Annotated in this window: 9 protein-coding genes and 2 pseudogenes; 5 read left to right on the top strand and 6 right to left on the bottom strand. The window is 60.4% G+C overall.

Annotated features, from left to right (window positions below):
* From istA to MKK49_RS01205, 4 genes are all read right to left on the bottom strand, one after another.
* Nucleotides 1-1,008: IS21 family transposase (gene istA, locus MKK49_RS01220; RefSeq protein ID WP_244026232.1), on the bottom strand; the 1,008-nt coding region annotated here is incomplete at its 3' end.
* A gap of 494 nt (nt 1,009-1,502) precedes the next feature.
* Nucleotides 1,503-3,725 carry a nuclease-related domain-containing protein gene (locus MKK49_RS01215; protein ID WP_244026231.1) on the bottom strand — a complete coding sequence of 741 codons (2,223 nt, stop codon included), beginning with the start codon at nt 3,723-3,725 and terminating at the stop codon, nt 1,503-1,505.
* A gap of 439 nt (nt 3,726-4,164) precedes the next feature.
* Nucleotides 4,165-4,608, bottom strand: a complete 444-nt coding sequence (locus tag MKK49_RS01210) for a DNA polymerase Y family protein (RefSeq protein WP_279595250.1) — start codon at nt 4,606-4,608, stop codon at nt 4,165-4,167.
* Nucleotides 4,523-5,212, bottom strand: coding sequence for an ImuA family protein (locus MKK49_RS01205; RefSeq protein ID WP_244026229.1), 690 nt, complete (start codon nt 5,210-5,212; stop codon nt 4,523-4,525). The genes MKK49_RS01210 and MKK49_RS01205 overlap by 86 nt, the downstream gene beginning before the upstream one ends.
* A gap of 463 nt (nt 5,213-5,675) precedes the next feature.
* On the opposite strand from MKK49_RS01205, the gene MKK49_RS01200 reads away from it, so the two are divergent.
* The gene (locus MKK49_RS01200) at nt 5,676-6,542 is read left to right on the top strand and encodes an NAD(P)-dependent oxidoreductase (protein ID WP_244026228.1); all 867 of its coding nucleotides are present in this window, start codon (nt 5,676-5,678) and stop codon (nt 6,540-6,542) included.
* Nucleotides 6,543-7,087: 545 nt separating this feature from the next.
* Here MKK49_RS01200 and MKK49_RS01195 read toward each other — a convergent pair.
* Nucleotides 7,088-7,642, bottom strand: coding sequence for a hypothetical protein (locus tag MKK49_RS01195; RefSeq protein ID WP_244026226.1), 555 nt, complete (start codon nt 7,640-7,642; stop codon nt 7,088-7,090).
* Between the two features lie 792 nt (nt 7,643-8,434).
* On the opposite strand from MKK49_RS01195, the pseudogene MKK49_RS01190 reads away from it, so the two are divergent.
* The 4 genes and pseudogenes from MKK49_RS01190 (at nt 8,435) to MKK49_RS01175 (ending at nt 11,329) form a co-directional block, all read left to right on the top strand.
* A pseudogene (locus tag MKK49_RS01190) lies at nt 8,435-9,533 on the top strand (IS5 family transposase).
* A gap of 158 nt (nt 9,534-9,691) precedes the next feature.
* Nucleotides 9,692-9,864: pseudogene (locus MKK49_RS24750) on the top strand (IS630 family transposase); the annotation flags it as partial.
* Nucleotides 9,865-10,254: 390 nt separating this feature from the next.
* Entirely contained in the window at nt 10,255-10,749 is a 495-nt protein-coding gene (locus tag MKK49_RS01180) for a hypothetical protein (protein ID WP_244026224.1), read from the top strand.
* A gap of 61 nt (nt 10,750-10,810) precedes the next feature.
* Nucleotides 10,811-11,329 carry a hypothetical protein gene (locus tag MKK49_RS01175; RefSeq protein ID WP_244026222.1) on the top strand — a complete coding sequence of 173 codons (519 nt, stop codon included), beginning with the start codon at nt 10,811-10,813 and terminating at the stop codon, nt 11,327-11,329.
* Between the two features lie 59 nt (nt 11,330-11,388).
* Here the strand turns inward: MKK49_RS01175 and MKK49_RS01170 are convergent, their stop codons facing one another.
* On the bottom strand, nt 11,389-12,600 hold the full coding sequence (locus tag MKK49_RS01170; RefSeq protein ID WP_244026221.1) for a DUF2235 domain-containing protein: 1,212 nt from the start codon (nt 12,598-12,600) through the stop codon (nt 11,389-11,391).
* Nucleotides 12,601-12,898 lie beyond the last annotated feature (298 nt).

Below are 12,898 nucleotides of genomic sequence, written 5' to 3'. Positions count from 1 at the left end.
CATGACCGAGTAACGGTTGTTGTCGAAGCGCACGAGGCAGGTCGTGGACACCGAGGCGGTGATGGCGTGGAAGCCGTCGAAGCGGCCGGCATAGGGAACGAAGGCTGCCCGCTCGATCTCGAACCGCTCCCAGACGGTGTGCTCACGCTCCTCGGGATGAGGATGCACCTTGGCGTAGGCGATCACCTGATCGAGCAGGAGCGCGTTCAGCTCCTCGTAGCTCTTCACCCGGACACGCGGGGTGAAGAAGCGCTCGCGCACCAGCCCGACCTGGTTCTCGACCTGCCCCTTCTCCCAGCCCGAGGCCGGCGTGCAGGCGACCGGATCGACGAGGTAGTGCGAGCACATCTGCAGGAAGCGGCGGTTATAGGCGCGCTCGCGCCCGACGAAGATCGTCTCCACCGCGGTCTTCATGTTGTCGTAGATGCCGCGCTGGCAGATGCCTTGGAAGAACGCGAACGCCCGGTCGTGGGCGTCGAACACCATCTCCTGGCTCTCGCGCGGATAGACCCGCACGAACAGCATGCGCGAGTGGCAGAGCCGGACGTGGGCGACCTTGACCGTGCTGGTCACGCCGCCGATCAGCACGATCTCGTGGCTCCAGTCGAACTGGTAGGCCTCGCCCGGGGCGAACGACAGCGGCACGAAGGCCTGCGCCGTAACCGAGGCGCGCTCGCGCTTCCAGGTTTTGGCATAGCGCCGAACGGCATCGTAGCCGCCCTCGTAGCCGAGCCCGCGCAGCGCCTCGTAGATCCGGATCAGCGTCAGCCGCTCGCGATCAGACCTGCCGGCGTTGGTGGTCAATATCCGATCGAGATCGTCGCGCCACGGACCGAGCTTGGGCAGCGGCTGCACTTCACGCTCGTAGGCGAAGGCGGTGGCCCCCGATCGGATGACCTTCCGGACCGTGTTGCGGGAGACGTGCAGGTCGCGGACGATGTCCTTGATCGCGCGGCCACGGGTGAAGAACTCGCGCCGGATGCGCGCAATCGTATCCACGCCCTTCATCCCCCTGCACCACCCTTCCGGCCGTACCGGAGGGCAGTCTGCGAGAACGAGGTTAGGGGGTCAGAATTGGACGCCGATCCCCCGCCTCACGGGGTCAAAGTTGGCACGCCGAAACACATGTACGGCAGAGGTCAGGCGCTCCGACCACCCCGCATGCCATAGGTGATCTCGAACCTGTGCGGACAGGCGACAGACAAGCCGTCAAGACGAATGCGAGCGCCGCACTGCCGAATTTGACTGTTGGTCCGTGTACCTGATTGGACAGTGGACCTGACCGAAACTTTCGCAATGCGGCATTCCGAATGTGGTCGACGGTTACGACGACGCGCTGGAAACGCGTCGAATGCTGGGGGACGCGCACTGTCCCGCGAGACCGACGGATTTTGCAGAGAACGTAGCAGTTCCTCCGATTCTCCGACGTCCAGGTTCTCACGAGGCGCGTGCCTGCGTCACCCATCCTTGAGGAGCGTCCGCCCTGAACTCAAACGCTTCAGCTATCGGGCGAACTCGGTAGGCTTTCGCCGTTGCTTCGCACGCCACGCCCTGTCAGCGTCCCGGATAGTTCGCACTTCCTCCTGCCTTTCCGCAGCTCGGACGGCACGGGTAAACATCCTGCCATCACGCCGAACCGATCTGCCGTCCGCCCCGAAGGCTTTGGAGACGCTGGCATCCGTCATCTCCTTGTAGACGAGATGAGACACGGCAGCGAAGCTTCGATTTCCCAGAGCGAAGCCGTGACGGCCTACCTCGACATGCGCGCGCGCCAGCTGCAGCTGGGGCGGATCCTCCAAGTACCGCAGGAGGTCTGCCGGGGTTGGCCGCTCCCCCTCCCAGAGTTTCTTCACCGCGATGCGATGCAGCACGGTGGCAGCTTTGCGCTTCAGGGCATGCGGGCGGTTGATATGGAGGTAAGGCTCCTGGAAGAAGCGCTGAAGGCCGGAAGCGTCGGTGACGAAGACGCCCTCTCGGCTTCCGCTCATCGCGTAAGGCAACGAGTTGACGACACAAGGCACGATGGTCTTGCCGGTCACATCGATACCTACCCGCTTCAGCACGGTGTCGGCATGGATCTGAAGCCCCTCTGCGAGCCGCCTTACCTGCTTGATCGCCGACGTCATCTCCAGGGCGAAGTAGTAGGCGGAGGAGGCGTTGAAGCCGGACAGCGTCTTGTTCTTGCACTCGACCACGAAAACGTGGTCGCCCCACGGAACGAGAGCGTCGTACTGATACTCTTCGCCGCCGACTTTGAACTTGAGGGTTTGTGCACCGAAGCCTTGTTTCTGCAGGAAGCGGAGCATTTCGCTCTCGAAGGCCTCGCCTTTCCGCTCGAGGGGCTCCCGCCGATGACCTATGCTCGACAGAGTGGCCCGGGCGGGATCGGTGTCCAGAATGCCCGGACCGAACAATAGTAGGGACCCGTTCTCCAGTCTGATCGCGGGATGATCGAAGAGGTCTCGACTCGAGGCGCGCAGCGAGACGTTATCGACGAAGGTCTGCGCGGCACCGTCCTTCAGCCCGACGCGATCGAGAACCGCCACGAGGTCATCGCGCGAGACCGTGACGCAGAGGCCATCCCTGCCACCCCGAGCGTAGCGATCTTCCATGAATTGCCGCAGCGTCGCGTATCCGCGCACCCACTCGACCAGTCGGAGGCCGCCGGGCCGCTCCAGATCGTCGACGATCTGATAGCCAAGGATTTCACTCAGAGAAACGTCCGCATGCGCCTCCTCGGCCGAGACGAAAGCTCCTGGAGGCAAGTCGAGCGGTCCGGCGATGCCGGACGCACGGGACTGCGCGCCTGTCTTGAGCAACATCTCCTGAAAGGTCTGGACCATTCGATCGTTCAGACGATGGTTCGCGAAGTGATCGAACAGTTCGGCTTCGCTAATCCAATCGTACTGGACCGCACGCTCTGCACCTGCGGGGGCCCAATCAGGTAGATCGGTTCCTGCGAATGTCGCGAGTTCGCCGCCGAAGTGTCGACAGCGCTGATCGATATTCTCCCAATGCCGCCAGGAGGCAGCCAGGACATCAGTCAGGCCGGCCTTGAAGATCTCATCGTCCGTCGCCTTCGTCAGCTCGGGCAATACGAGAAACTGCTCGGCATCGAACCAACCGTGACCGTAGCCGAGCAGCAGCATCGTCCGGGTAGCAATATCGACGAGTGCGGACAGGACACTGTCCGGCGAGAAAGACGAGCCGTCCGGTCGTTTGATCCGGAACGATTGCAGAGTCAGTTGGCTTCGGCGGCGGCCGGATGAAAGTAGCTCGTTCGCGAGTTGATCGTAGGTATGAGCTGCGCGCGAAAGTGCCGCCGAGGCTTGTACCTCCGGAAGCAGTTTCGCGGCCACCGTAGCCTCCTGGGTACGGAGTATCTCGTGATAGCCGGACTCGATACGACGGGTCAGGTCGATCTCGGCATGGAGAGATTCGAATGCCCCGGCACCGAGCCGCTCGCCAAGGAATACGGCCAGCCCGTCCACGAACGCGGCACGGGCCGCATCCCTTCCGGCATTAGGCCTCCTGATGACGAAGTCGCCGCTTCGCCGGATGTGACCGAGAAGCTCGGACAGTGCGTCCGTATCGAAGTCGAAAGACGATAGACGTCGCTCGAACCAGGGCCAATCGAAGGACTTCAGTGCCTTCGCGACGTCCTTCTCCTTCAATCGCTCCTTTTGTGCCGAGGCCGGCATAGGTCGTTCAGGCGTCTGGTCCATCGGTTAGGTCACCACGGGGTGTCGGGAAGCGTGAAGGCCAGTCTATGCTCTGATTGCGGCGGAAGCTCCGATCGTCCAGCTGCATCCGAGCATTACCGGCCGTTACCAAGCTGGGGACAAAACGGAAACACAATATCACCTGACGGCTGTTGCGACTGGTCGCTGGGCTCAATCCTCTGAGTAAGGGGGCCGTGGACAAAAAGACTCAGGCAGAGCGCGGTCGAGAGTTGATCGGCAGCGCTCAGGCCTCCTAGCGCGGAAGCGCACATCGAACTCGTGGCGGACCTCGAGCCCATCGCTGACCATCTGGAAGCGATTCAACATCGTCGTTCGCGGCCGTCTGTTCACCATCCCATGTCAGGCATTCAGCCGAGTTCCGCCGAACGTCCACTTACCCACGACCGTGCCTCCGAAGCGGACCAGCGGCTTTCGGCCAACTTCAGTCGTACGGAGCTTGCCCGCTAGAGCGGCATCCGACCCCGCCCCGCAGCCGCGCGGTGAGCGAGCGCAGCAAGGCCGCTTCACCGCCGAACAGGTGGGATGAGCCAGCCACATCGATCCAGAGGCCGTCCGGGGGATCCGGTGCGACGAGCGGCGCGCACCACAGGCACCATAGCGCTAGCCGCGCGAGCGCCTCTGCGTCCTCGTCGGGACGGGCATCGACGACAACGAGATCCGGGATCAGCGCCTGGGCATGGGTTAGCGTCATGCCCGCGCGCAGGCCGGCCTCTCGCGCGGCCCGGCAGATGCTGGCGATCACGCGTGTGGCTCCCTCGCGCCTCACGGTCACGAGCGGACTATCCCGCGGCGGCGCGGTCGAACTCCGCTTGCGGATGCGATCCGTCGGCCAAGTAGGTAACCAGAGCGAGATGACCCGTCTCATCGCAGGCCTCGAGTTGCCAACGACAGGCCTCGGTTCCGGCCGGCGCGCCGCGGCAGCGCAGGAGCTCGACCTGCCAGAGGCCTCGCGCCAGCCCAGGCGAGGCCAGCGCTCGTGACGACAGCGCGCTCAGCCGCCAGCGCGTGACGGCGGCACTCGCCGTCTCGCTGGCCTCGGCCTTTCGGGTTGGCCGCCGGAGCAGGAAAACGGGGACGGCGGTTTCCTCGGCGGCGAGCTGCAGCCGCCGCGACGCCGTCAGCGAAAGATGCACGATGTCGCCCACGACCCCAGCCAGACCGGGAAATCGCACCCCCTCCTCGATCAGCGGCATCAGATCGGCTTCGCGATAGGTCTCGGCATAGAGAACGCGATCGGGATGCAGGCCCGCCCTGGCGAGACCCGGTGCGAACAGGTCGCGCGATGACAGGCACCACAGGACCGAACCTGGCAGCCGCGCGAGGATGCCAGCGGTGAACAAGATGCAGGCCGCCGTATGTTCGTGCGCCGGTCCGCCCGGAACGATCTCGTGCAAGGCCCCGAGACGGAGGCCGCCGCCGGGCAGATGCCGATCGATCACTGGTACGCCGAACGGCAGTGGCTGACGCATCGGCGAGGCAGATCGAGGCCCACGCTCGAGACCCGCGATCGCGCCGCGGAGCTGTTCCAAGATCGGGCCGTGATGGGACGTCGTCATTCACGTTGCAACACCGGACCAGCTACGTTTGTTCATGTTATGTTCTGTCCGGCGAACGCCCACAAGCCTTAAGGTCGGTCGCGCGTTCGCTCACGTTATCCACAGGCCGCCTGCGGTTCGGCAGCCATGTGAAAACCCTGCCTTGGTGAGGCCGACGTCGAAGAGACGGCCTCCCTGGGCCTCAAACGCGGAGACGCGGTTGAGTGCGTTCAATCCAGTGATTTGCGGCAGGGCTGCCGCTGACTGGCGATGCGCAGATGGAGAGGTTGAGAATTCGCGGCGAGTGATCCGCGAACCTTGCTCCACCGGCGTCGGTTGGTGATGGGCGTCGGTCGGAAGAGGGCTGACCTAACCAGCCAACCGTACGGAGACGGACATGAGAGTGGGATTCATCGGCCTCGGGCAGATGGGCAGTGCCATCGCAGCGAACCTGTTGAAGGCCGGGCACGATCTGACCGTCTGGAACCGGTCGGCTGACAAGGCGAAGGATTTGGTCGCGGCTGGCGCGCACCTCGCCACCAGTCCCGCCGAGGCGGCTCAGGGCGAGGTCGCCATGAGCATGCTCTCCGACGACGCAGCCGTTGAAGCCGTCGTTTACGGGGAGAACGGTATCCTCGGTGCGCCAGCCTTACACGTCTCGCACAGCACGATTGGTATTCCGCTAGTGGAACGCCTGGCGAAAGACCACGCCGCGCGGTCCGGGTTCGTATCCGCCCCGGTCTTCGGCCGGCCGGCTGCGGCGCAGGCCGCGAAGCTCTTCGTCGTTGCGGCAGGAGACGGCGAGGCCATCGATCGATGCGCGCCGCTGTTTGAGGCCATTGGCCAGCGCACGTTCCGGGTGGGTGCATCGCCGTCTGCGGCGAGCCTCGTGAAACTCGGCGGCAACTTCATGATCATGGCCGCCGTCGAGGCGATGGCGGAGGCGATGACCCTGGTGGAGGCTGGGGGCGTCGACCGCCGCGCCATGCTCGATGTCCTGACCGGGACGATCTTCAACGCTCCCGTCTACAGCCTCTACGGTGAGTTGCTCGTCGAGGACCGGTTTCGGCCCGCGGGCTTCGCTGCGCCCCTGGGGCTGAAGGACATGAACCTCGTCGATGCGGCAGCGACAGCATCTCGCGTGCCGATGCCGGTGCTCGGCGTCGTTCGAGATCATCTTCGTTCGACGATCGCTAGCCATGGGTCGGATGTCGATTGGGCGGGCATCGCTTTGGCAGTTCGGCAAGCGGCAGGTAAACACTAACACTACCTATGAACGCATTATCAAATTCTACTCCGGCTGCGTTCTACCATGAAGGTAGATAAGTGACTCTAATTCTAGAAGAAATCTTTTATAATATTCGCGCGAGCTTGTTTAATGTTAGCAAAGAAGATCTTATGACCGTTGGTAATATTAAGGCCGCAAGAATTCTTTCGAATATCAATTTGTGTAGGCTGTACGTCAAAATTTTTTTCAATCTTGGCCAACTAAGGGCTGGTTGCTTGAATGAACTTAACGCCAGCGGGTGAGGTCAGTGGTGCGCCCTATACTAAGGTGGTGAGTTGAACTGCGATTGCTGTGACGCGCAACCATATGTAACAATCGAAAAAATCCAGCGCGGAACGCAATGGCCGGGGAGCGCCCACCGGCCACTTCGCTGCCAAACATCACTTGGCTACCGAAGCTCTCGCATGCGAGTTCGGCGATTTGGGCGGTGGGCTCATTTATAGATTGGATTTATAGATTGGAACGAATGCTAGAAGCCCGCCCAACTGACTTAATGTTGGCGCTATTGTGATTACAGAGACTTAGAACTTTGGAGTTCTCATAAATAGAGACTCATAAATCATAAACAGAGCATGCGGAGATACATTCATTCTTTTCATAAAAAACATCATGTCATCAACATATTTCTGTGTCAGATCATACCGCGATCCGTCGTAGGCTCCTCCATTTCTTGTGCTCTCGAAATGACGGCAGATGCTGTAACCCAGCATAAACGCCCCGTATTCGCGGCCATAAGTTTTTAAATAATCTACTTGAAAAGCAATACTCTTAGGCAGACTATCGTACTCTACACCCCTGTCATCCCAACACATGATAGGGGGCTCACGGCGAAGCCAGAAAGCAAGAAATCCTGATTTCTTAAAATGATCAGGATCGCCGGATTTCATCCTACGTGGCAAAGCATTGATATCATCGTTCCAAAACTCGTGGGCATACGCCATACGTCTGTCATCAAACGTTAATTTTATGCCTGTCCCATCGACCAAATAAATGTAATAATCTTGAACGGCTTTCGAAAAGCCTTTCAGAGATGTCATGTCGTTAAAGATGTTTCTAGTGAGCTGTGGCGTGTTCATTGTAAAACAACATGTCCAAACCAAAAAAGGCGGGTTACCCCACCTTTTTCGACTAAAAATCAGTGATATTAGCGGCGAATAATGCTTAAGGCATCATATACATCACGAGGACTATTGTCTCCCTCGCCCGAACCATTGGAGGAAAACTTCATTGTTACCTCCGATTCACCAGAGCGCATCCTATGATAGCTAGGTGAATCAAAAATCGAATGTTCAGAGTCCTTTGGTAACGGATGGATCTTATCTTCACTCACGTGAACATATGTATCTGAAGGCGCAACAGTCATGGTAAAATTTCCGTAACAGGTATATCATCAGCAGAGCTTTAAGCGAGCTCACATGGAAGGCACTGTTACTCGTGTTTGCTTACCATTAGCTTAAATCCTAATTTGAATGTCTATAGGCATTTTTTGACAGGTTTGGTGATTCGGAATAGTCGATGGGTACGCGAACGTCAATCCTAGGTGGTCATAGTCCGAAAAATTTCAATTGCAATACCCCACAATTGTGTGAATGGGCAGTCAGAGCCGATGGGCCTCTGACAATATGCAACTGAACTCGAAGCGACGCATGCGACTGTCCCTTCCAGCCCCATTTGAATGAAAGCGGATAGGGCAATGGTGGCGTTAGCTGAGTGCTAAAGAACTCTGCCAACAGCGTGCGACGAAGGGGGTTTCGTCCCGCCGTGGATTGGGATTTCGCCTCGAACCGAGCTGTAGGCCTGAAGCTCAACCGATCGCACACCTCAAAATACCTTTTCCATGTGGGGCGTTGCCGTGATTCGCTGATGCTATCGGCGTTGGGGAGGCTCGAATTGGTCAGACAGGGTTCTTCGATCTTGATAAGCACCATCCGCGCCTGTCGGAGAACGGCGACCCGCTGGTGAAGCTTGCAGCTCTGATCGACTTCGGGGCGTTCCGGCCGAAGCTGGCGACCGCGGGGAAGCGATCCGCTGGGTCGAAGGGCGGCCGCCTGCCCTACGATCCGGTGATGATGCGCAAGATCCTCGTCCTTCAGACGCTTGACACGTTGTCGGACGACGTCACGGAGTTCCTGATCCGGGACAGGCTCTCCTTCATGCGCTTCCTCGGTCTTGGCTTCGAGGATAGGGTGCCCGACGCCGAGACGGCGTGGCTGTTCGGGTACACCTGACCCGGGCCGGGGCGATCGACGAGCTGTTTGCCACCTTCGATGGCTGGCTGAAGGGCAAGGGCTATCTTGCGATGTCGGGCCAGATCATCGACGCCTCGGTCATCGCGGCTCCGCCCCAGCGCAACACCGATGCGGAGAAGGCAACTCTCAGGGAGGACAAAATCCTAGACGCAATGGCGGCCAAACCAAAAAAGCTTGCGCAGAGGGACAGTGATGCTCGCTGGACGCTGAAGCGGGCCAAAGCGCGGCCCGCGAAGGCAGACGGCACGAAGGCCAAGGTCGAGATCGCCGTTCCGATGTTCGGCTACAAGACCCACGTCTCGATCGACCGGGAGCACGGGTTCTTCCGCCGTTTCACCGTCACCAGCGCGGCCACCGACGATGGGGCGCAACTGGCGAACGTTCTCGATCCGGCCAACACGGCGAGCGACGTTTGGGCCGATACCGCCTACCGCTCGATAACTAACGAAGCCCATCTCGCCAATCATGGCCGGCGTTCGAAGCTCCACTGCCAACGGCAGCCCGGCAACGACCTGACGCCGTCGCAGCGCAATGCCAACCGCGTCCGCTTCAAGGTTCGCTCTACCGTCGAGACGGTGTTTGCCGGCCAGAAGCACTGCGTCGGCTTGTTCGGCACATGATCGGTCTGGCCCGAGCCCGAACTAAGATCGGCCTCGCCAACCTTGCCCACAACCTCAAGCGCTTCCTCTGGATCGAAGGCCGGGCGGTGGCGGCCTGAGGCAACCTCGGGATGGGCTCATGAGGCCTTCACGACCACCGCCAGACTGCCAGATCGCCAGTCCAAGCCCTCCAAGGCTGCGGCCGTCGTCAAACCAGCAGCCCCCCCTCGATTACGCGGTTCTTCGAAGTGTCCGGCCGGCGCGTGACTGCTGTCCCCCCTCCTACAGCCCGGACTTCAATCCCATCAAGCAGGTCTTTGCCAAGCTGAAAGCCGTCCTCCGGACGGCCGCAGCGCGAACAGCCGCCGACCTGACCATGCTATCGAGAACGCATTCGCCGCCGTCCGACCGGACGAATTCCAAAACTATCTCTATGTCGCTGGATACGATACCTATGATTCAACGTGGAGGAGTACGGTTTTCGTAGCATTTTTTGACGAGCGATCCATATTGAAAAGCATATTTATTTTGAATAGGTGCATTATAAACCATGAGTGATTGCGTTTTGGGCGCTGTTCGGCCGGTCGGCGTCGGCGACGAGAGCCTACTCTATTGAAGCTTCTCCTCACATCCCAGCGGCGATGAAGTGATGCAGCACGTACCAAATCCGAAATGGATCGGGTGTTGATCGGGCAGCCTGTTGGACTGCGAGTGGCGCATAGGGCTCGCCGGCAATGCACGGCTGTGATAACTCGCTGACGCATTCTATGGAGGGTGTAGAGCTATAGAACGAGGGGCAAGGTGACGGCAACATGCGTTGGGCGCATCGTGACAGGCACCGTGGCAGTGGGCATTCTTCTATCGGCTGCGTTCGTATCTGGCTTGACTTGGTTCGGCGTGCTGGCTGCTGATTACGGAGTTTGTATCCGGGGGATGTCCGGAGACTATTTCGACAAGGCGTTGACCGCGTTGGACAGCAATGTTGAATTAGGTATCAAGCTTTCTGTCGGCATCGTAGGCGTCGGCGGTGCTTTGCTGCTCGGCCTTAAAACCGGCGTTGAGATGCCGCGGTGGATGAAAACGATATTCGTCACCGCATTGTTATGCTTCACCCAGTCGGCGCTGTTCGGAGCATGGTGGCGGCTCGGCGTCGCCAATGGATGGCTAAACGAGTGTCCAAATCTTGTGCGCGAGCCGAGGATGACAGAGATTTATCGATCCGCGTTCTCAATGTTCATCCTAGGTCTCGGGACGTTGATGCTGATGCTTTTCGCCGTCGTTGCGACCGAAGTCCGAAGGATGCCAGGCGAGACGGGAGATTGCGGGGATGATTAAGACCGGGGTACTCTCCGCAGTTGGTAGCTTGATACTCGCATGCACTCAGGCGGTGTCAGCGATGGATGCCGTTCGCGCGGATAATTCTGAAGCGCAACTCCGTTACGATGCCCTGCGCAAGGGCATCGTACTCACGGAGGAGGCCCTCGAAGCGTATCGCGGGTTGACGCCTGCCCTGGGTGGCCTCGGCCCAGGGGCGTCCTTCGAGGGCGTTCTGGGCGGTTTGGTTGCCGGTAACAACACCGGCGGGACGATGGGGCACGGGGTAAACGCAGGTGTCGACGTTCGCCCTAAAGCGGGCAATCTTGAGCCCAAACGGACGCCCAGCGACACTGTACGTGCATCCGTGGGCGGTTTCCTGGACGCGCTGGCAAACATCCAAATTAAAGTCCGCCCGCTACCGCCGCGCGACTATATTGTAACTATTAACGGTCGATCTTATCCAGCGTCGGAAAGGTCAATATACGCTATTCCGCCGGGCATCGTGCAGATCTCCGTGTCGCGCAAGGGTAAGCACCCGTGTCAATGGGCTGGGGCCGTCGGTACCGAAGGTGATAAAGTTTTGGATTGTAGGCTATAATCCCGTTGAGATAAGCCCGACGCGAACCCCAGCCACGGCCGCTCGTCTTAACATGCTCCCTACAGCGGTACCGCACGTGACGGCTCGTGAGCCAGGACCGGTTGGACGAGTGCCGCCGGATCGACTCCATAGCGTCTCGCCCAGTCCGATAAATTTCTTGGCCGATAGCTAGCGTCGGTGCGCCAGCGGTCGAATATGGACGCATCGATCGTCTCATTGACGATCTCGTCGTGGCCGCCCGGGAACGGCCGCGGCGGTTCGCCGACGATCCGGTAAAACGGGCGGTCGAGTTTCGCCTTCGCGTAAAGCCCCCAGGCGAACTCGCGAAAGCTGTCAGATATCGCCGCGTGCAGCATGTCCGCGCCCGGTTCGACGGTGCCGCGGAGTGCGAGGCCTTGCCGTTCCGCCTTCTGCATCAGCCACTGGAGAGGTCGCTGCGCGAGAAGGTCGCTGCGGCAGCCGCCGCCGACGTTGGCGTGCGCCCCGACGAACCAGCGTTGCTCCACACTCTCGATAGGCCGCGGGGCCGCCATCTCGCTCGCCGGTACGCCGTCGCGAATTTTCTTGGTCCAGAGCGTCGGTGCGAACGATTGGCGGTGCTCATCGACGGCAATCGCGTGATAGGCGTTCTCGATCGGCAGACGTAGGCCCGTGTGTAGGAACTTGAAACCCGAACGGCTGAGGCCAGGGATGTTGCCGAAGGGAATGCCCAGAGCGCCGACGGTGTCCCATACTCCGACCACCTTGATCGGCGCTGGTATCGCCTCCGCGAGCATCCACCGCTCTTCGAGCGTGAGCGTCGCTGTTGCCGCCGTGGACATCTCGGCAAGTTTGCGGATCGTTGGGACCGTGTCATCCTTGCGATAGCGCTCGAAGAGCTGTGCGACCCCGAGCGCTGCACCGGGGCGGAGGAGCCCGCATTTTGAAATGAAGCCTGCCAAGCTACGGGCGGTGTAGGCCCCCCGGCTGAATCCGAAGATAAAGATTTCATCGTCGGGCTCGTAGGCTTCCACGAGCCACTGATAGGCGTCAATGACCGCCCGATCGAGGCCGTAGCCGAGCATGCCGCCGCGGACTTTCTCGCCAAATGTCGTCCCAACGCCCTTGCTGTAGTAGACGACCTGTTGTGCCCCGTCGTCGCTGCGCGCAGCGCACAGCGCCTTCAACCGCCAAACGTTGGTATTGTCGCCTACGGTGTTCCACGTCCCATCGAGGAACATTGCGATCCGCTTGCGGTCGGGACCGCCCGTTTGACTGCCTGGGTTCGCCATCGCTCTACCTCCCCCTTCGGAAAAAGCGTTTGATCCAATCGAACAGACCGGTCGATGTAGGCACCGGCGGCAGGAGGGCCGACGGCTCCTGTACGGGCGTGTCGTAGAACTGCGCTTTAGCCGCCCTGTCGCGGTCCTGCTCTGCCGCGACCTGCTCCGGCGACTGGCCTGCCCCCGTTCGGTGGCCCATGTTCGAAGTTAGTGCATCGTCGGTCGCGTGACGATGGCAGGGCGAGCGGACGGCACTGATCCGCTCGGTTCGGTTGGCCAGATGAGGACCTCTGGCGCAGGCGGCTGG

Origin of the sequence: Methylobacterium sp. J-090, from assembly GCF_022829345.1 — a bacterium.
Classification (GTDB): domain Bacteria; phylum Pseudomonadota; class Alphaproteobacteria; order Rhizobiales; family Beijerinckiaceae; genus Methylobacterium.
The sequence above is the reverse complement of the archived record's forward strand: the minus strand, read 5'-3'. Positions and strand labels throughout refer to the sequence as shown.

Bases quoted from the DNA above. Each gene is read 5' to 3' on its own strand.
- MKK49_RS01200 (WP_244026228.1), top strand. From the start codon at position 5,676: ATGAGAGTGGGATTCATCGGCCTCGGGCAGATGGGCAGTGCCATCGCA.
- MKK49_RS01170 (WP_244026221.1), bottom strand. From the start codon at position 12,600: ATGGCGAACCCAGGCAGTCAAACGGGCGGTCCCGACCGCAAGCGGATC.
- MKK49_RS01205 (WP_244026229.1), bottom strand. From the start codon at position 5,212: ATGCGTCAGCCACTGCCGTTCGGCGTACCAGTGATCGATCGGCATCTG.
- MKK49_RS01195 (WP_244026226.1), bottom strand. From the start codon at position 7,642: ATGAACACGCCACAGCTCACTAGAAACATCTTTAACGACATGACATCT.
- MKK49_RS01175 (WP_244026222.1), top strand. From the start codon at position 10,811: ATGGATGCCGTTCGCGCGGATAATTCTGAAGCGCAACTCCGTTACGAT.
- MKK49_RS01215 (WP_244026231.1), bottom strand. From the start codon at position 3,725: ATGGACCAGACGCCTGAACGACCTATGCCGGCCTCGGCACAAAAGGAG.
- MKK49_RS01210 (WP_279595250.1), bottom strand. From the start codon at position 4,608: ATGAGACGGGTCATCTCGCTCTGGTTACCTACTTGGCCGACGGATCGC.